Here is a 19414-nt window from a genome sequence, read left to right on the forward strand (position 1 = left end):
GCTGTCCGAAACGGGAGCGCCGAGGGGTGGCCGGTGCGCGCCGCGGGAACCCTGGACGAACGGTATGCGTCGGAGCCGGGTGAGGCGCCGTCCCGGCGGCGCACGGCGGTCCGGCGGTCGGCGAAGGGGGAACCGCTATGAACCTCAGCCAGGTACGGAATCCGTTCGACTACGCCAACCCGGTCAGCGAACCCCACCTGTTCGCGGGCCGGGGCAGGGAACTCGGCCAGATCGACTATCTGCTGGAGCAGACCGACCGGGACCGCCCGGTCGGCTACATCGCGCTGCACGGGGAACGCGCCGCCGGCAAGACCAGCCTGCTCAATATGACGGAGTTACTGGCCCGGCGGCGCTCCCGGCTCACGGTGCGCATCCAGCTCTCCCCCGGCGACGACGACCCGGCGGCCTTCTTCCGCAAGTTCTACGAGGAACTGATCGGCGCGGTGGCCGGGGAGGCCGGCCTGACCGCGCCGGACGGCCGGCCCGTCACCTCCCGCCTGGTCCGGCGCCTCTTCGACGGCGCCGAGCGGGACCCGGACTTCCCGCTGGAGTTCCCGGAGAGCCTGGCGCAGTCCGGGCGCGTCTCCGAAATGGCGCTGCGCGCCGATCTGGAACTGCTCACCGCCCGCCTCGGCCGCTCCGTGGCGGTGCTGATCGACGAGGCCCAGATCCTGGCCGGCCGCGAGGACGTGCTCTCCGTGCTGCGTTCCCTGGGCATGCGGCTGCGCGGCTATCTCTTCGTGCTGGCCGGCACCTCCGAGCTGCTGCCCGGTATCCAGCGGGTCTTCGCCCCGATCCTGCGGCAGTTCGTGATGGTGAAGGTGGAGCGGTTCTCGGAGGGCGCCGAGGTGCAGCACTGCCTGGCCAAGCCGCTGGCCGCGCTCGGTCTCGAACTGCACGACTGCTTCGCCCATCCGCACACCGCCGTCGCCGATCTGCTCCGGCTCACCGACGGCAACCCCTACGAGATCCAGCTCTACGGCTATGTGATGTTCAGCCGCTGGCAGACGGGCGTGACCGGGCAGATGGAGCTGACCACCGAGACCCTGGAGGAGGTGCGCTCGCTGCTGGAGGCGGGTTCCGAGGCGGGCCGGCACAGCCCGGTGGTGGCGGCGCTGCGCGGCATGTCCGCGAAGCGGCTGTGGGTCTTCAACGCCCTGTGCTCCTCGCTGGACGGCGCGGGCGTGGACGAGCTCTGGCTCGCCCACTCGCTGGCCGCGCCGCCGCCGGTCACCCGGGACGAATTCGACCGCTTTCACCAGGAGTTTCTGGCCGAGGGGCTGCTGGAGACGCGGGACGGCGCGGTCCGGCTCGGCGGCGGCGCCGGCATGTTCGAGGAGATCTACACCCGGCTGTGGACGCTGAGCCGCCCGGACCGGCCCGCCCATCCGCCCCTGCTCAGCCGGCTGAGCGCCGAGCTCCAGCTCTCCCGCCAGTTGGAGAACCTGCTGCGCGACATCCTCCCTCCGGACGCCCGCCTGCTGCGGACCTGCTGTCTGGGCATGGCCCCCGAGCATCTGGAGGAGGGCCTGTCCGCGCTGGACAGCCTGGCGGTGGAGGACGGCCGGCCGCCGAGCTTCACCGTGGCCTTCCTGCATGCCGCGATCCTGCGCTGCGGCATGCCGTCGGCGCTCGATCTGACCACGTTGACCTGCACCTTCGGCGGTGTCACGGCGGTGCGCTGGGCGGTGGCGGCGGACAGCGCGGAGTTCGAGGCCGGAGCTCACCCGGGGTTCCTCGCCGCGCAGCGGCGGGTGCGGGCGCTGGGCGGCGAACTGCTGGCCGAACGCACCCGGCAGCCGCTCAAGCCCTGGCGGCGGATCATCGACTGGCTGGTGGCGGTGGCCACCGACGACATGCGCAAGGAGATGGCCCAGGCGCACGACTCGGCGGTCTACACCGCCTACGCCGCCGGCGATCTGCCGGCCGCCGAGGAGCATCTGCGCACCGCCTTCCAGCTCGCGCCCGCGTGGCACAGCGCCAACAACCTCGGCTATGTGATGCTGCGGGACGGCCGGGCCGGTGAGGCGCTGGAATGGGCGGAGCGGGCCCTGGACCAGGCCGGGATGCCCGTGGACCGGGCGCTGAGCCGGTTCAACGCGGCCATGGCCGAGGTGCTCGGGGGCGATCTGGCCGCCGCCCGGGAGCGGCTTGCCCTGGCCCGGGAGGAACTGTCGGCCGTCCCGGACATCGGCCACCACTGCGCCTATCTCCTGGTGCCCCGGTTCCGGGACGGTGAGCTGACGCTGCACGAGGTGGCGGACCCGGATCTGGGCGAGAAGATCGCCGAGGCCGCCGAACTGGTGGAGCTGGCCGAGCGCTACCGCAGGCTTCAGGGCGCGGGGCCGGGCCCGGACCGCTCCTGAACCGGGTCCGTGGCCGGGCGTACCACCAGGCCGTGCTCGCCGGGGGCGAAGCCCTCCGGCCAGCGGGTGGCGTCGTCGGCCCGGCCGCCGGAGAGCAGCGCCCCGCGCAGATCCGCGCCGCGCAGCACCGCCCCCGACAGATCCGCGCGGCGCAGATCGGCACCGTCCAGCCGGGCGCCGGTGAGCACCGCGCAGGTCAGGTCGGCGCCGCGCAGATCGGCACCGTCCAGCCGGGCCCGGACCAGACGGGCGCCGCGCAGCCGGACATCGGCCAGCCGGGCACCGGCCAGATCGGCGCCGTCCGGCCAGTCCTGCCGGGTCAGCACCGCCAGGGCCGCCGCCACATCCCTGGGCAGCGGTGCGCTCTCCCCGGCGGCGCCCTCCCGGACGAAGGCGGCCAGGATCTCCGCCACCCGGGCACGTTCCGCCGGGTCGTCCTCGGCGATCCGGTCCAGGGAGTAGACGCCGCCGAGCCGTGGCGCCACCGCCTTGTCGTCCGCCAGCTGCTCCACGGCGCGGGCGAAGGCGTCGGTGACGGCCACCCGGCGGCTGAGCGTGTGCTGCTCCCGGCCGATCAGCATCTGCCGCCAGGCCGTCACCGCGCCCGCCACCAGCAGCAGCCCGCCGACCGCCTGGAGCAGCGCGCCCCGCAGGTCGGACTCGGCGGAGATCCGCTCGCCGGGCTCCAGCTCCGCGGCGCCCGCCGTCCGGTCCAGCAGCAGGCCCGGCAGCGGCCCGAAGGCCAGCACCACCGTGGCCACCAGCAGCACCACCCCGGCCCCGAGCGCCACCCGGCGTATCGTCATCGCGTCCCCTCGCTTCCGCACACCGGCCATCCTGCCCGGTCCGGGGCGTCCCGGGCCCCGGGGACGGCCCGCGGTCACCGTCCGGTGCCGGTGTTACGTTTCTTCGCGTCGACCGCGGCACTACGGCCACCGAGGGAGGGAGCGACCATGAAGCCGCCGACCGCTCTGGTGGTGATGGGGGTCTCCGGGTCCGGCAAGAGCACCCTGGCCTCGCTGCTGGCCCAGCGGCTGGGCTGGGAGCTGGTGGAGGCCGACGAGCTGCACCCGAGGGCCAGCGTGGCCAAGATGGCCGCCGGGATTCCGCTGACCGACGCCGACCGGCTGCCCTGGCTGGCGCTGATCCGGGACCGGATCGGCGAGCGGGCCGCCGCCGGGCTGCCCCTGGTGGTGGCCTGTTCGGCGCTCAAGCGGTCCTACCGGGATCTGCTGCGGCAGGCCACCGGGGCCAGGGTCCGCTTCGTGCATCTGGCCGGCTCCCGGGAGCTGATCGACTCCCGGATGCGGCTGCGGACCGGGCACTTCATGCCGCCGTCCCTGCTCGACTCGCAGTTCCGCGATCTGGAGCCGCTGGGCGCGGACGAGGACGGCGTCACCGTTCCGCTCGACGGGTCCCCGGAGCGGATGGCGGACACCGCCCTGGACGCTCTCGCCCTGCCCTGACGTCCCGCGGCCCGTGTCCCGCGGGCCCGTGTCCCGCGGCGGGACGGCAGCACGGCGCCCCCGGTCTCTTCCCCCGGGGACGCCGCTCGCTGTCCACGCCCTCATCACACCGGCACCGGCTCGCGCTCCGCCACAGTCCCGCTCGCGCCGGGCGGCCCGCCGCCGCGCGGCCGGCGGCGGTGGAGTGGGCGCAGGCCGCGGGGGCACTCGGCGGGGGAAGGCACGGCGACGGAACGCGAGCGAGGAGGACGCCGTGGCGGCAACGATGGTGGACAGGTACAGCGGGTTCGACACCATGCCGATCGCGGGCGAATGGCGGGGCGGCACATCGGGGAAGACCCGGGCGGACACCGATCCCTACACCGGGGACGTGCTCACCGAGATCCCGCAGGCCGGCAAGGACGACCTCGACCGGGCCTACCGGGCGGCGGAGCGCGCCCAGCCCGGCTGGGCGGCCCGGCCCGCGGCCGAGCGCGCCGCGGTGATCGCCCGGGCGGCGGAGATCCTGGCCGCGCGGCGGGAGGAGCTGGCGGACTGGCTGCGCCGGGAGGCCGGGGCGACCCGCGGCCGGGCGGCCATGGAGCTGGAGCTGGCCGGGGCCGTCACCGCGCTGGCGGCCCGGCAGGCGGACCGGACCGAGGGCTGGACGCGCACCGGATCGGATCTGCCGGGCAAGGAGAACCGGGTCTACCGGCGCCCGGCCGGGGTGGTGGCGGTGATCAGCCCCTGGAACTTCCCGGTGCAGCTCTCGAACCGTTCGGTGGCCCCCGCGCTGGCGCTGGGCAATGCCGTGGTGCTCAAGCCCGCCGGGGACACCCCGGTGACCGGCGGGCTGTTTCTGGCCAAGGTGTACGAGGAGGCGGGCCTGCCGCCCGGGCTGCTCAGCGTGGTGATCGGCGGCGGCGGGGAGATCGGCGACGCGATGGTGGCGCATCCCGTGCCGCGGGTGGTGTCCTTCACCGGATCGACCCCGGTCGGCAAGGGCATCGCGGCCAGGGCGGGGCTGAAGCGGCTGGCGCTGGAGCTGGGCGGCAACGGGCCGCTGGTGGTGCTGGACGACGCCGACCCGGACCGGGCGGTGGACGCCGCGCTGTTCGGCAGCTACCTCCACCAGGGGCAGGTGTGCATGGCGACCAACCGCGTGATCGTGGACGCGGCGCTGTACGACGCCTTTGTCAAGCGCTTCACCGCGGCGGCTGCCGGGCTGCGCGACGGCGACCCGGCCGACCCGGAGACGCGGATCGGCCCGCTGATCAACTCCGGCCAGCTCGAATCGGTGCGGGAGAAGATCGGGCGGGCGGTGGCCGAGGGCGCCGAACTCGTCCTCGGCGGCGAGCCCACCGGCCCGACCGGGCAGGTGCTGCCGCCGCATGTGCTGCTGGGCGACAACACCGTGGCCACCGCGGCCGAGGAGGTCTTCGGCCCGGTGGCCACCCTGATCCGCGCGGCGGACGAGGAGGAGGCGCTGCGGATCGCCAACGACACCGAGTACGGCCTCTCCAGCGCGGTGTGCACCCGGGACGAGGAACGCGGCCTGCGGTTCGCCCACCGGGTGCGGGCCGGGATGACCCACCTCAACGACACCACCGTGCACGATGACGCACATATCGCCTTCGGCGGCGAGAAGGACTCCGGCATCGGCCGGTTCGGCGGCGACTGGGTGGTGGACGAGTTCACCACCCACCACTGGGTGAGCATCCAGCACGGACCGCGCGAGTACCCCTACTGAGCGAAAGGGGAAGGACGGCGGGACGTCGGCCCGGTGAACGGCCGTATGCTGTGCGGTGTCCTGGCGGGGAACGCGGGTCGGCCCCGCCGTGTCCGGTCCGAGAATCCGCAGGGTGCGCATGAGTCAGCCGAGCCGGCCGAGCACGTCGCTTCCGCCGCTGTCGCCGAACTACGCCCTGAAGCACAAGTGGGCCTTCACCGAAGGGGTGGAGACGCACGGCAGATGGTCCGTCGAGTACCAGTTCCGGCCCGCCCGCGGACATCACCCGCATCTGCTGGTGGTCTTCGCCTCGGTCGGCACCGTCTGGGGCTTCGGCAACCAGCTCGACCAGGTGCAGTGCAACATCCTGCGGATCAAGGACCGCTTCGACGGCGGCACCTCCTACTACATCGCCCGGGACATGGACTGCTCCCTCCAGGAGGCGGTGCAGGCGGTCATCCGGGGCTTTGCGGAGCGGCTCGGGCTGAACAGCAGGGAGCAGGTGACGCTGCTGGGCCACTCCAAGGGCGGCTCGGCGGCCCTGTACTACGGGGTGAAGTACGACTACCGCAACATCGTGATGTCCACCCCGCAGTATTTTCTGGGCAGTTACTCGCACAACCACGGCAATCTGGGCGCCTCCGTCCTCGGCAAGGGCCAGCCGGCGGAGAGCGTGGCCGCGCTGGACCGGGTGCTGCCGGAGCTGCTGGAGGCGGAGAAGAACTTCGACCGCAACGTCTATCTGCTCTCCTCGCCCGCCGATTACCAGTACGAGCAGGAGGTGAAGCACATGCTTCCCGCCCTGCGCAGATACGACAACTTCAGCTTCCTCTTCCTGCGGTCGCCCACCATCCGCCGGCACGAGGAGGTGGTCCGGCAGGGCATGCCGCTGGTCTGGAGCGTGCTGCACGCGCTCACCGAGGGCATGGTGCCGCGCCTGGGCGAGCTGGAGCTCGGCAGCGACACCGAGGACCCGCGGGCCGCCGCCGCACATCTGGCGGCGCTGCGCGCCGGTGACACCGCGCTGGCGGTGCTGCGGCAGGCCGCCTTCGACGGCGGCACGGCCCGGCTCGCCGGCCACGCCTTCCTCCCGGGCCGCCCCGGCGGCCCGGAGCCGCGGGAGACCAAGCGGCTGGTGCTGGAACGGGACGGCCGCTGCTGGGTGTTCCCGCTGGAGACCACCAAGGCGGCCAAGCTCTACCGCGAATACTGGGACTCGTTCTTCTGCGAATACGCCGACGGCGGCTTCGCCGGGCAGGGCCTCGGATTCGACGGACTGCCCCTGGGCCGCTTCCAGGTGTCGGTCTGCATCACCGGCGACAGCGACAGCGGCAGCGGCAGCGGCAGCGGTGACGGCAGCGCGGGCGGAGGCATCGAGCGGCGCACCCGGCTGGTCGCCCGGCAGCCGGTGGACCGGCGCACCGCCGCGGGCGGCACCGAGACCGTGCTGCGCGGCGGGCAGGGCGGCATCGAGATCGTCCGGCGCAGCGTCATCGGCACCGATTCCCCCGCGCTGGTCGTGGAGGTGAAGAAGTGCCGGGAACAGGACCGGACGATCGACGTCGAAGGGGTCTTCTTCCTGCCCGGCCGGAACGCCGACCGGGCCGCCCACGCCACCTACTACCTCGTTCTGGACGGAAAGCCGGGCCGCTTCTCCTTTCCGCTCCAGGCCGGCCGGAACCCGGCGGCGGTGCGCCGCCATGTGCCGCCGGAGGATTTCGGCTCCTACGACTTCGGATACTTCACCACCCCGGGCGGCAGGGGCATCGACGCCGGAGAGGTCCCGGCCGGGCGTTACCGGGTGCTGGTGTCGATGAGCGCCGGCGGCGCGCTCTACACCAGGAAGGCCGGAAGGATCTCCCTCTCCCGTCCCCGGAACGGCAACCGGGAGCGGAGCCGCTGAGCCGGGGCCCTGGGGCGGCGGCGCGGACCGGCGGTCCGGCGCGCCGCGCTGTGATGCGAGGCGACGCGCGACAAAGTAGTTGCGCGGGCAACCTTCCGTGGCCGGGAGCGAGTCGCTACGGTCGCCCGCGGGAGCGCGCACTGAACCGTCGAACGTCCCTTGGGAACGCCCCCCACATTCCTGGAGCCGACATGTTACGACGCCGCCTGAGCGGCCCCCTGCTGCTCGCCGCCGCGGTCGCCCTGCCGCTCGCGGTGACCGTCCCCTCCTCCGCCACCGCGGAAGAGACCACCGCCGAGACCACCGCCACCGAGACCACCACCGCCGAGACCACCGCCACCGAGGCGACGGCGCCGCTGGAGGAGGTGACCGCCACCACCACACAGGTCGCCTCCGGCCTGCAACGCCCCACCGCCCTCGTCGCGCCCGACGACGGCACCGGCCGGCTGTTCATCACCGAGAAGCCCGGCACCGTCAGCGTCTACCACCCGGACACCGGCCTGGCCGAGGACCCCCTGATCGACCTCACCGACGTGGTCGACGAGTCCGGCAACGAGCGCGGCCTGCTCGGCATCGCCCTCGCGCCCGACTTCCCGCAGAGCCAGGAGCTGTACCTGGCCTACACCGCGCTGCCGGACGGGGCCGTCACCCTGGCCCGCTACACGCTCACCGACAGCAGCCTGGAGGTGCTGCTCCAGCAGGAGCACGCCGAATACAACAACCACAACGGCGGCCAGATCGCCTTCGGACCCGACGGCTACCTCTACCTCGGCATCGGTGACGGCGGCGGCTCCGGCGACCCCTTCCTCAGCGGGCAGCGGCTGGACACCCTGCTGGGCAAGATCCTGCGCATCGACGTGAACGCCGCCTGCGCCCCGCTGGCCTACTGCATCCCGGACGACAACCCGTTCGTGGGCACCCCCGGCGCCCGCGAGGAGATCTGGCTCTACGGGCTGCGCAACCCGTGGCGCTTCTCCTTCGACCCGGTGGACGGCTCGCTGTGGATCGGCGACGTCGGGCAGGGAAGCTGGGAGGAGTTCAACCACCTCCCGGCCGGGCAGGGCGGGGCCAACCTCGGCTGGTCCTGCTACGAGGGCCTGGAGATCTTCGACGAGACGCACTGCGTGGACGGCGAGGAGTACACCGACCCCATCTACACCTACTCCCCCTACACCGGCGGCTGCGCGGTGATCGGCGGACTGGTCTACCGGGGCGAGGAGTACGCCGATCTGGTCGGCGGCACCTATATCGCCACCGACTACTGCTCCTCGGTGGTCTACGCGATCCGCGAGGACGGCGCCGGCGGCTACCAGGTGGCCGAGATCGGTGAGACACCCACCCAGATCACCGCCTTCGGCGCCACCCCGGAGGGCGAGTTCTACCTGGTCAACGACCTGCCCGGCGGCCTGCACCGGATGGCCTTCGACGGGCCGGACGACCCGGTGGGCGGCACCTGCGAGGTCGGGTACAAAGTCAACGCCTGGGGCAACGGGCTGACCGCCGAGGTCACCATCACCAACACCGGCACCGAGCCGATCACGCCCTGGACGCTGGAGTTCACCCTGCCGGCCGGGCAGCAGGTCTCCTTCGGCTGGAACGCCGAGATCACCCAGACCGGCTCCGTGGTGACCGCCGACAACGCCTCCTACAACGCCACCATCCCGCCGGGCGGCTCGGTCTCCATGGGCTTCCTGGCCGGCCACAGCGGAGACGCCTCCGCACCGACCGCGTTCACCCTCAACGACGCCGCCTGCACGACGGCGGACTGACCGCGCACACAGAGGGGTGCCCGCCGGCCCGGCGCACAGGGCCGGCGGGCACCCGCGCTCAGCCGCAGACGCTGTCGAACCTGGGGGTGTCCCCGGGCAGCTCATCCTGCACCCGCTGGATGTCCGCCAGCTTCGCCGGCAGCGGGTCCTGCTGCTCCGGCCCCGGCCCGGGCGTCTCCGCGGGCGGGGGCCAGGGCCAGGCCAGGGACTCCAGTGCCGCCTCGTGGAACACCCGCCGGATGACCGGCGGCATCACATCGGAGGCGTCCAGACACAGCGCGTCCGCGCCGTCCAGCTCCCGCACGATCCGCGCCCCCACCGGGTCGTCGTTCCGCGTGTACAGCTCGTCGGTGACCCGCCGGTCGGCCGAGAAGCTCGGCGGCAGCAACCCCGCCTCGTCGCCGTCCTCCTCGGACGTGGCTTCGAACGTGGCGGCGCGGAGCCTCTGGATCTCCTCCGAGGCCAGGAACTCCAGCAGCAGCTCCGCCTCGTCGCTCTCGCGCAGCATCACCGCGAAGTCCCCGGAGACCACGTGGTAATCCCCCCGCGGCGGGTTTGCCGGCAGCAGCCCGGCGGACGGTGTGAAGTCCAGGCCGAACCACCGGTCCGGATAGAAGGTGCGCGCGAAACTGCCCTGGTGCTCCAGCGCGCAGGCGGCCTTGTCGTCGAACAGCAGCCGGTCCCGGGCGTCCGTGGTCAGGGCCTCCTCGGCGTACTTCCCGGCCCCGCCGTCCCCGCCGTGCATGAAGTCCAGCCAGGTCCGCCAGGCGGTCGCGACCGCCTCGTTCTCCTCGTCGTCCCAGGCCAGCTCCCGGGAGGCCCAGTCCTCATAGACCTGTGGCCCGGCCTGCTGGAGCAGGATGTCCTCGATCCAGTCGCTGCCGGGCCAGCCCGAGGTGGCGTCGGACAGCATGCCGATGCACCACTCGGACACGTCCGCCCGGTCCGGCGGTGCGTCGCCCCGGTGCCAGACGATGCTTTTCAGATCGGCCTTGACCGGTACCCAGTAGCGGGAGGGCATCCCGGAGGGCTGGGAGAGCCAGGCCGCACGCTGGTTCGCCTCGTCCACGATCCCCGGAGGCAGTTCCTGGAGCAGGCCGCGCCGGTGGTAGTCGGCCAGTTCACCGAGCCCGGACTGAATGGCGATGTCCGGCGGGTCGCCCGCCAGGGTGCTGGACAGGATCAGCTCGTGGATGGCAGTGGTGCCCTCGTAATGGACCGTGATGCCGTGCTCCTCCTCGAAGACGTCCAGCACCTGTTCCCGGAACGCCTTCTCCTCGACGCCGGTCCACGGGCCGATGACGGTGAGCTGGTCCCCCTCGGCCGGGAAGTCGGGTGCGCAGGCGGCGGTGCCGGACAGCCCGAGCAGCAGCAGCCCGGTCAGCACGGCCCGGATACGGAACCGGACGCCTGCCCGGGCCCGGGCCCGGTGCGCGGCGGCCCTCACTGGCGGATCCGGTACTGGACGAGGTGCCGTTGCAGGCCGGCCAGGATCAGCACGGCCGCCACGCCGCCGCCGGCCGGAATCGCGGCCACGGCACGGGAACGGGTGTCGGTGTCGTGCATCGTGGTCTCGACCTCCTCTCGCGTGGTGGTCATCTTCTTCTGCACCCGGTCCAGCCGGTCGAACAGCTCGGTTCGCTGCTCGTCCGACATGGGCGCGGCTGCTCTCCCGGCGGCATCCAGATCCTCCACCGGCTTCTGCTGCTCGCTGACCACATCCAGCAGCAGCGCGCGGGCGCCCGCCAGGTCGTCGCGGGTCTGCTCGGCCGTCGGCAGTGCGTACCAGGAGGCCGCGACGAGTGCGCTCGCCACCAGCAGCCCCGGATTCAGCCGCTGCGGGAAGCGGCGGGAAAGCTGCCACTGGACCGCCAGCAGGCAGCCGGCCAGCGCCACCAGGGCCGCCACCGGCGGCGACCGCCACGGGTCCCGCTGGGGTCCTGCGAAGCCGGAGAAGGTGGTGCGCGCCTCCAGCTCCTCCTGCTGCTGCTCCTGGAGTGTGGCCAGCCGGTGCAGAATGCCGCTGCCCTCCCGGTAGAGCAGCGTGTGGGCGCTGAGGTAGTGCGCACGGCCGAGCGGTCCCTTGTGCGCCACCGCCTGGGTGATGGCCTGGATATAGGCGAGCAGCTGGGCATTGACGGTGCTGAGCTGCTGCTCGCCCTCCTCGCCCGCGAGCTGGAGATCCGCCACCCGGGACAGGTTCTGGGTGGCCGCGGCGATCTGCGCCCAGTACTCCTCGCCGGAGCCCGCCACATCGCCTTCCTCGGAGTCCAGGCTCAGCCTGACCCCCAGATGGGCGTTCATCAGCGCGGCACGGGTGCCGGCCACGTCGAGCATGGCGGGTGCGATCCGGTCCCGGATCTCCGGCGGCCGGCTGTGCACCTCCCGGTAGGAGTCGTGGAGCAGGGCGGTGGCGACCGCGGTGAGCAGCATCAGCACAGTGGACTGGATGACCAGCAGCCGGCGGGTGCCCGGCCGGGGCAGCCAGGGCCGGGCACGGCGGCCGACGGCCCGGCCGGTGCCGGTGCCGGTGCCAGGTTCGGCGGGGCCGCCGGGGCCGCTCACGGGGTGTCCGTCAGTTCGTGCCCGCAGTTGGTGCAGTAGCGGCCCGGCGGCACCCACTCGTCGCACTGCGGGCAGCGCACCGGCCGCTCCTCGCCCTCGCTGCCGGGCGGCTCCGGCTCCGGGTCCCCGTCCTCGGGCGGCGGCTCCGTGTGGACGCTCCCCAGGATGACCCCCTGGATCTGGGCCCGGTCCAGCACCTCATGGACCTGTACCCGGCCGGTGGCCGGATCCAGGATGCGCACCAGCCGCCCCAGCGAGCGCAGCCGCTTGGTGTCGCCCAGTTCGTGGGCCAGCCGCACCGCCCGGGACAGCTCCCGCTCGGCCTCCTCGAACCGCTGCCACAGCAGGGCCTCCGCGCCCTGCCGGGCGGCCTGGTTCAGCTCCGTGTAGCGGGTCCAGTGCCCGGCGGGGCGGCTCAGCGGCGGCTGCTCGCCGGTCCACCGCACCCGCAGCACCGTCTCCGGCGGCAGCAGCGGGTCCGCCGGCCCTCCGGGGCCGGCCGCTGTGTCCGCCTCCGCCCCGCCGTCCGCCCCGCCGTCCGTGCCGACGCCGACGCCGACGGTGGCGACCGCGACCGGGCCGGGCGCAGCCTTTGCGGCCCGGTATCCGGGATGGTCCGGATCGGCGCGCAGCCGCAGCTCGTACCAGCGGCTTTCCTCGCCCCAGGCGCCGGTGGGGAAGCGGATCGTGCCGTCGTCGCCGGACCGCTCCGCCGCACCGGTCAGGTCCAGCACCTGCGGGGCGAGCTGCCGGAACAGCGTCATCCGCAGATACGGCTCGGGCCGCACCCAGAGGACGAGCTGCGGCAGGACGCGGGCGATGGAGGCGGCCACCAGGGCCCGGAACATGCCGGTGAGCTGCTCCTGGACACTGTCCGCCCCGGACATGTCCACGGCCGCCGCCCGGCCGTGCAGCCGCCCGGTGATGTCGAGAAGCTGGTGGGCGTCCCAGTCCTCGCCGACCCCCAGCGCGTCGCAGGTGAATTCCCCCTCGCAGGCGTCCAGCACCCGGCGCAGTTCCTCGGCCGCGCCGTGCTCGTCCCGGCCGTCGGTGAGCAGCAGGGCGTGCCGGAAGGTGGGGCCGGGGCGGGTGCGGAGCAGCTTCCGGGCCAGCTCCAGCCAGCCGGAGATGCGGGTGCCGCCGTGCGCGTCCAGGGCCCGTGCGGTGCGCATGCCCTCGGCCCGGGACTGCGGGGTGACCGGCACGGTGGCCGGCCCGCCGCCGGTGCGCCAGGGGTAGGCGAGCCGGGCTTCGTGCGTGCCCTCGACCAGGGCGAAGTGGGTGCCTTCCGGAAGCATGGCGATGGCCGCCTCGGCCGCCCGGCGGGCGGCGGCGATCTTGCGCACGGTGGGGTGGCCCATGGAGCCGGAGCAGTCGATGATCACCACCTCGGTGTGACCGGCGGCGGCCTGGTCCGGGACCGCGGAGCCGCCCAGTCCCAGGGCCCGGACGTGCAGAAAGGCGTGCAGTTCGTGGTCGCCCCCGGCCGCGTACTGGTCGAGGTCGAGTTGGGTGCGGAGCGTGATCCGCGGGACCGGGAGGGGCACCGGGCCGCCGGGTCTGCTGTCGGTCATCTCGGCGTGCTCCTTGTCCGGCGGCGGAAGAACCAGGAGCGCGGGTGGACGGCGTTGGCGCAGTCCACCAGATGCTCCAGCTCCTCCGGGGTGGTGTCGGTCTGCCGGGCCAGCCGCAGGAAGGAGCCGGACAGCAGGGCACGCAGGCCCGTGGCGGTCGGCGGCAGGCCCGGCCCGGGTGCGAACGGCGGCCCGGACGGCATCCCGGCGGCCGGTGCGGCCCGCGCCGCGGCCTTGTCCCGCTCGTCCGACCGGGCCCGGTCCAGGGCCCACTCGCGCAGCTCGGCGGTGAGCCGGGTGCGTTCCTCCCCGGCGGGCGCGCCGCCGTCCAGGTCCAGGGCGGACAGATCGCGCCCGGCCCGGCCCAGGCTCGCCCAGTCCGGCAGCCCCGCGTCGCCGTCCCCGTCGCCGTCCCCGTCGCCGTCCCCTTCGCCCTCCCCGTCGCCTTCGCCGTTCTTCCCGCCGGGGACGGCCAGCCGGGCGGCGCGGACGCGCACCGCGGCGATCCGCGCGGCGTCGTAGTGCCGGGACAGCGGCGGCACCCCGTCCAGCGCCTCGGCCGCCTCGGCCCGCCGCCCGTCGGCCAGACAGATCCGGGCCAGCCCGAAGGCGGCGCTGCTCTGCTGCGGATTGCGCCGCCACACCGCGCGGTAGAGCGGCAACGCCCGGCCGGGCCGGCCGAGGTGCTCGGCACAGTAGGCCAGCGCCAGCTTGGGCGGGTACTCCCCGGGCAGCGCCTCGCCCACCAGATCGAAGTACCTCTCCGCCTCGGCCACGTCGCCACGGGCCAGGCGTACCAGGCCGTGGTGCCAGGCCAGCCGCCAGTCGGCGCGGTCGAGTTTCCCGACGCTCAGCCGCCTGCCGTGGCGGCGGGCCAGGATCTGCGCGGCCTGGTCCAGCCGGGACTCGGCACGGTCCAGTTCGGCCGCCCGGGCCTCATCCTGTCCGCCCCGGCCCCCTTGCCCGTCGCGGCCGTCGGCGCCGGACGGGAGTTCGTGCCGGACCCGCAGGTGGGCCCGGCACAGGCTCAGCAGCACCTCCGGGCTGCCCCGCCCGCCGCCCGCCCCGGGCTCCAGAAAGAGTTCGAGCTGCCGGACCACGCCGCGCGGCGCCTCGGGCGCGGGCAGCCGGAGCTGCACTATCGCCGGATCGGACGGGTCGGGGAACGGCACCGGCAGACCGACCGCCACCTGGGACGGGCTCGGGCGGCCCGGGTCCAGGGCCGGGCTGCGGACCCGGCCGCGCCGGTAGTCGCGGGCGCGGCGACCGCGCCAGTGCGCGGTGCCCGGCACCGCGCCGAGGCCCGCGTCCAGCAGGGTGTGACTGGGGGCGAACACCACGGAGGGCTTGGTCGCGGGCTCGCCGGTGCGCAGTGACATCAGCTCCCGCAGCACGCCCTCCAGCTGCTCGGCCATCTCGTCGGCGCCGGCGAAGCGTTCGTGCGGATCGGTCCGGCAGGCGCGGGCCACCACCCGCCGGAAGGAGCGCACCCCCACCTCCACGCTCCCCTCCACGCCCCCCTCCGCGTCACCGGGCGGGCCGGGCTGTTCCCCGACGGCCTCGGCGAGTTCCCCCAGGGTCACCCCGACCGTGTGGATGTCGTGCGCCACCGTGGGCGGATGGCCTTTGACCGTCTCGGGAGCGGCGTACGTGGTGGTGATGACGGCCCGTCGGGTGATGTCGTCGGGCTCCTGGACGCCGCCGAGGTCGATCACCACCACCCGGGTGCCGCAGTGGATGACGTTGTCCGGCTTCATGTCGGAGTACACCAGGCCGCGGCGGTGCAGCACGGACAGGGCGCGCAGGATCTGGCAGCCGTAGCGGGCGACATGCTCCAGGGTGAGCGGGGTGCCGGGGCCGAACGGGCGCAGTCCCCGCTTGCACTCGTTGAGAACGGTGCGCAGCGACTTGCCGCCGATGAACTCCATCACGATGTAGTCCACCGGAAGGCCCTGTGCGGGCTGGTGCGAGACATAGTCGTAGATGCGGACGATGGCGTCGTCGCCGATGGCGATCATCCGGTCGCGCTCCTCCAGCATCGCGGCGCGGGCCGCGGGGTCGTGCGGATTGAGCACGCCCTTGAGCGCGATGGGGCGGTTGTTGAGCCGGGTGTCGCGGGCCAGATACACCCAGCCCAGCCCGCCGTTGGCCAGGCAGCCGCGGACGATGTACCGGCCGCCGTCCAGGGTGTCGCCGGGATGGAGCTGCGGCAGCAGCGAGTAGGGGGTGCGGCAGTGGCGGCAGACGCCCTTGAACCGGGCGGGCAGCCCGGCCGCCGGGGCGCCGACGGTGCGGCGGCAGCGGGGGTTGCCGCACGGGCGGCCGTTGGCGGGCGGTGCCGGATCGGGGTCCAGCAGCGACTCCGGCTCCGGCGGCGGCAGTTCCGGCAGCGCCAGCAGCCCGCCGTGCGCCGCCGGGTCCTCCGCCGGGCGCCGCGGCTCGCGCCGCTCGCCACGGGCCTCCTGCCGTACCGGCCCGCCGCTCCCCGGATGACGGCCGGTGCCGGCCTCGTGGCCGGGGTCCGGCGGGGGGGCGGCGCGGCGGTCCGGGCCGGCCGGTTCGTGCGGGGAGGCGGGAGGTGCGGTCATGGGGTCTCCTCGGCGGGCGGCCAGCCGAGCGCGGCGCGCACCGCGGCCGCGTAGCGGCGCACCGCCTCGGACGCCGCCTCCGCGGCGTCCGCACTGAGCGGCGCGCTGTAGAGCGCCTGGCGCGCCTCCTGGTACAGCGGATCGAGACCGATGTGCTCCGCGCGCAGCAGCCCGGCGGCCAGCTGCCGGTAGCTGTCCAGCTCCCGGCGCAGCGCGGCGCGGTCGGCGCGGAGCCGCTCCGCCGCCCGCCGGGCGGACCGGATCCGCTCCTCCAGGCCGCCGATCCGGTCGCCGAGCCGGTCCAGCGCGCGGTGGAGTTCCGCGACCGGCGGCCGGCTTCCCGACGTGCGGTGGGCGCCGTGGTAGGCGGCCAGGTCCACCCACAGCCGGGCGGCGATCGCCTGCGGCGTTTCGTCCGGCGGGTCGGCGGCCGACGGCGCCGGCAGCTTCTCGATGCGCCCGTCCAGTTCGCGCAGCCGTGCGGTGACCCGGCCTATGCGGTGCCGCAGCCGTACCGACTCCCGAGCCGCCAGCCGGTCGGCGGACGGGCCGCCGTCCCACACCAGCAGCAGCCGGCAGTCGCGTTCCGCCAGTTCGCCGCAGAGGTCGACAAGCCCGGCCGGGTCTGCGGCCCGGTTCACGCCGAGCACCGCGATGGTCAGCGACAGCCGGAGCAGGCGCAGCAGTTCCCGCGCCCCCGGCCCGCCCGGCCCGCCCGCGCCGTTGTCCGCCCCGCTGCCGCTGCCGCTGCCGCTGCCGCCGTTGCTGCTGCCGGTGCCCGCCGGGCCGTCCGCCGGCTCCTCCGGGGCGCGCAGCCGTACCCGTTCCGCGATCCGGCGGGCCACCTCCTCGGCGGTCCGGCCGGCCGCGTGCACCGCCAGATCCAGGCTGCCCACCGGCGGTATGGTCTCCGGCGGATCGGAGGAGACGGCCCGCGGCTCGTCCGTGGACAGCTCCCGGTCGGCCAGCGCCAGCGCCCGCTGCATCGTCCGCTCCCGCGCCGAGCCGGGGGTGACCTCGGTGGCGTAGACGGGCGAGGTGTCCCGGCCGCTCAGCCAGCGGGCCAGCCGGGCCGCGTACCCGGCGTCCACGAGCTCGGCCGCGGAGGCGGCGGTGGCCAGGCCCGGCTCCACCCCGTGGCGTCCGCCGGCCCAGCGCTTCACCTCGGGCAGATAGCGGATCACCGTGTCCACCGGGATCATGTGGGCGAGTGTCAGCGGGGCCGCGCCCGCCCGGTCCAGATAGGCGGTGACGGTGATGCCCAGCACCCCCGAGGGCCGTCCCATGTCCAGCACCGGCCCGCCGCTGAAGCCGTGCCGCGGCAGATGCGCCGCCTGCGCCGGATTGAGCTGCACCCGCTCGCCGAAGGTGCGGCTGACCGTGGCCTCGAAGGCCGCGCCCCGGCCCTGCATCACCGCCTCGGAGTAGCCGCACAGCTCCACGGCCAGCCCGGCCGCGGGCGCGGCCCGCACCAGGGGCGCCGAGGGTGCTCCGGGCGGCGGGCGGTGCACGCTCAGCAGGGCGAGATCGCCGCGGCCCTCGTCTGCCGGGTGCCAGCAGCCGTCCCGGACGGTGGCCGGTGAGCCGGGCGCGCCCTCGATCTCGGGGAACTCCACGGTCACCGTGGCCGTCCGGCCCGGTACCACATGCGCGCAGGTCAGCACGGTGTCGCCGCCGAGCAGGACACCGGAGCCGATGACCCTGCCGCCGGCCGGGCAGCGGATCCGGACGCGCCACGGATCCTGGGCCGCGCGGACCTCCCCGCTGCCGCCGCGCCCGGCCCCGGCCCTGTGCCCGTTTCCCGTACCGCGCTGCCTCATCCCGCGACCGACCCTCCCCGTCGACAGCAGGATAAACACGGGCGACTCCTCGCTGTAACCTTTTGGACGGAAACGGCCGGGCGGGCTGCGAGGGGGTCAACAAGCCGTGGGCGACAGCGAGATCGGGCTGGCGGACGTGATCCGGCAGGTGCGCCGGGACCTGGAGGCGGCGCAGCGGGAGAGCGACCGTGCCGGGCACGGGCTGCGGTTCGCCGTGGACCGGGTGAGTCTGGAGATCACCGTGCAGGTGCGCCGTGAGGGCTCGGGCCGGGGCGGGCTGCGGATCGGGGTGGTGACGGCCGATCTGGGCGGCAGTGTCGCCCGGGACACCACCCACCGCATCCAGGTGGATCTGCTGCCGCGCGGCGGCGGTGAGGGCTCCTTCGAGGTCGGCGGCCCGCCTCCGGGCGGCGACGGCACCTGACCGGCCGCCCCGCCGCGGGCGGGATCAGACGGGGCGGGACGCCGGCGCGCCGGGCCACTGCGTCCGGGCTCCGCAGGACGCGGCCGGTGACCACCACGCCCCAGCCCTGCGGGGCCGCGCCGTACGGCCCGTACGGCGCGGCCCCGCAGGTCCCGATCCGGGGCGAGGCATACGGATGGTCTCCATCACGGCGGTGAACCGGGGGCAGCCGGGTGTGAAGACACCGCCTGATCCTCCCGGAGGGAACGCAGCGCGTCGATGACCTGCGCACGCCACCTGCGCGACGACGCCGAGACGGCCGAGAGCGAGGGCGCGCTGTGGATCTGTCCGGCGTACCGGACCGCCGTGGCGGCCGTCCCGCTCGCGGTAAGGGCATCCGCATAGGCGGCGCCCTGGGCCCACAGCGGGTCGAACTCGGCAGTGAGGATGAGCGCCTCCGGCAGGTCGGCGAGGTCTTCGGCCCGAAGGGGCGAGGCGTAGGGACTCGTTGCGTCGACGCTGTCGGGGAGGTACCACTGGATCGCCTGACGCAGTGGTCCGGAGGAGGGGCTGGGCACTCCCTCGACCGACGGGAAAGCCTTGTAGGCGCCTTCGTCGTACCTCTCCAGCGTGAGGTCGAGCACCGGCACCTCAAGCACCTGCAGCGCTATCCCGGGGCCGCCGCGGTCTCGGGCGAGGAGCGCGAGTCCTGCCGCGAGGTTCCCGCCGGCCGAGATGCCGCCGACCGCGATGCGAGACGGGTCCGCCTCGCCGATGCCGCCCCCGGCGATGTGGTCGACGGCGGCATATGCCTGATGGAGCGCTGTGGGATAGGGATGTTCCGGCGCCAGCGCATAGTCGATCTGCACGACGACAACGTTTGCCTCCAGCACGAGCTGGCGGCACAGGTCCACGATGTCGGGAGCGTCGAACGTCCGCTGCCACCAGGCGCCGCCGAAGAGATGCAGGAACACCGGATGCGGACCCGGCGCCGGAGGCGTCAGGACCCGTAGCGGAACGGGGCCGTGGGCCGTGGGGAGGCTTTCCGTGCGCTCTCCCACCAGGTCAAGGCGTGCGCCGGGAGCGATCGGATAATCAGCCATAAGCGTGTTGTACGCGATCTCGATGCCGGCACGACGCTCCTGTGGAGTCTTCCCGGTGATGCCGTCCAGCGCAGGCATCGAGCGTTCGAGCCAGCGTTGCACGCCTGATTCGATGGGCACTGTGTTCCTCCAGGTGAATCGAAGCACTT

General features: G+C 74.2%; 13 protein-coding genes. 6 read left to right on the forward strand and 7 right to left on the reverse strand.

The features are described 5' to 3' along the window. Positions 1 to 137 precede the first annotated feature (137 nt). Positions 138 to 2366: an ATP-binding protein gene (locus BM242_RS20435; protein WP_093840341.1), complete on the forward strand. Its 2229-nt coding sequence runs from the start codon at positions 138 to 140 to the stop codon at positions 2364 to 2366. On the opposite strand, the gene BM242_RS20440 is transcribed toward BM242_RS20435, so the two are convergent. Beyond that, positions 2333 to 3172, reverse strand: coding sequence for a pentapeptide repeat-containing protein (locus BM242_RS20440; protein WP_245834326.1), 840 nt, complete (start codon positions 3170 to 3172; stop codon positions 2333 to 2335). The genes BM242_RS20435 and BM242_RS20440 overlap by 34 nt on opposite strands. Before the next feature lie 147 nt (positions 3173 to 3319). On the opposite strand from BM242_RS20440, the gene BM242_RS20445 reads away from it, so the two are divergent. The 4 genes from BM242_RS20445 to BM242_RS20460 all read left to right on the forward strand — a co-directional run bounded on the left by BM242_RS20445 (position 3320) and on the right by BM242_RS20460 (position 9212). Beyond that, positions 3320 to 3832, forward strand: a complete 513-nt coding sequence (locus tag BM242_RS20445; RefSeq protein WP_093840343.1) for a gluconokinase — start codon at positions 3320 to 3322, stop codon at positions 3830 to 3832. A gap of 265 nt (positions 3833 to 4097) precedes the next feature. After that, entirely contained in the window at positions 4098 to 5561 is a 1464-nt protein-coding gene (locus tag BM242_RS20450; RefSeq protein ID WP_093840344.1) for an aldehyde dehydrogenase family protein, read from the forward strand. 118 nt (positions 5562 to 5679) lie between these two features. Then, positions 5680 to 7443, forward strand: a complete 1764-nt coding sequence (locus BM242_RS20455; protein WP_093840345.1) for a hypothetical protein — start codon at positions 5680 to 5682, stop codon at positions 7441 to 7443. 191 nt (positions 7444 to 7634) lie between these two features. Then, positions 7635 to 9212 carry a PQQ-dependent sugar dehydrogenase gene (locus BM242_RS20460; protein ID WP_093840346.1) on the forward strand — a complete coding sequence of 526 codons (1578 nt, stop codon included), beginning with the start codon at positions 7635 to 7637 and terminating at the stop codon, positions 9210 to 9212. A 58-nt stretch (positions 9213 to 9270) separates the two neighbouring features. Here the strand turns inward: BM242_RS20460 and BM242_RS20465 are convergent, their stop codons facing one another. The 5 genes from BM242_RS20465 to BM242_RS20485 are packed head-to-tail and all read right to left on the reverse strand — an operon-like array spanning position 9271 to position 17759. After that, positions 9271 to 10659, reverse strand: a complete 1389-nt coding sequence (locus BM242_RS20465; protein WP_093840347.1) for an ABC transporter substrate-binding protein — start codon at positions 10657 to 10659, stop codon at positions 9271 to 9273. Then, positions 10656 to 11777: a hypothetical protein gene (locus tag BM242_RS29575; protein ID WP_093840348.1), complete on the reverse strand. Its 1122-nt coding sequence runs from the start codon at positions 11775 to 11777 to the stop codon at positions 10656 to 10658. The genes BM242_RS20465 and BM242_RS29575 overlap by 4 nt, the downstream gene beginning before the upstream one ends. Next, positions 11774 to 13351, reverse strand: a complete 1578-nt coding sequence (locus BM242_RS20475) for a VWA domain-containing protein (protein ID WP_093840349.1) — start codon at positions 13349 to 13351, stop codon at positions 11774 to 11776. The genes BM242_RS29575 and BM242_RS20475 overlap by 4 nt, the downstream gene beginning before the upstream one ends. Continuing rightward, positions 13348 to 15939: a serine/threonine-protein kinase gene (locus BM242_RS20480; protein ID WP_093840350.1), complete on the reverse strand. Its 2592-nt coding sequence runs from the start codon at positions 15937 to 15939 to the stop codon at positions 13348 to 13350. The genes BM242_RS20475 and BM242_RS20480 overlap by 4 nt, the downstream gene beginning before the upstream one ends. Next, entirely contained in the window at positions 15936 to 17759 is a 1824-nt protein-coding gene (locus BM242_RS20485) for a S1 family peptidase (protein WP_093840351.1), read from the reverse strand. The genes BM242_RS20480 and BM242_RS20485 overlap by 4 nt, the downstream gene beginning before the upstream one ends. A gap of 106 nt (positions 17760 to 17865) precedes the next feature. Between BM242_RS20485 and BM242_RS20490 the strand changes: the two genes are divergently transcribed. Continuing rightward, the gene (locus BM242_RS20490; RefSeq protein WP_093840352.1) at positions 17866 to 18183 is read left to right on the forward strand and encodes a trypco2 family protein; all 318 of its coding nucleotides are present in this window, start codon (positions 17866 to 17868) and stop codon (positions 18181 to 18183) included. A gap of 185 nt (positions 18184 to 18368) precedes the next feature. On the opposite strand, the gene BM242_RS20495 is transcribed toward BM242_RS20490, so the two are convergent. Further along, positions 18369 to 19385: an alpha/beta hydrolase gene (locus BM242_RS20495; protein WP_139238388.1), complete on the reverse strand. Its 1017-nt coding sequence runs from the start codon at positions 19383 to 19385 to the stop codon at positions 18369 to 18371. Positions 19386 to 19414 lie beyond the last annotated feature (29 nt).

The sequence above is a fragment of the Streptomyces aidingensis genome, assembly GCF_900112355.1.
GTDB lineage: Bacteria > Actinomycetota > Actinomycetes > Streptomycetales > Streptomycetaceae > Streptomyces > Streptomyces aidingensis.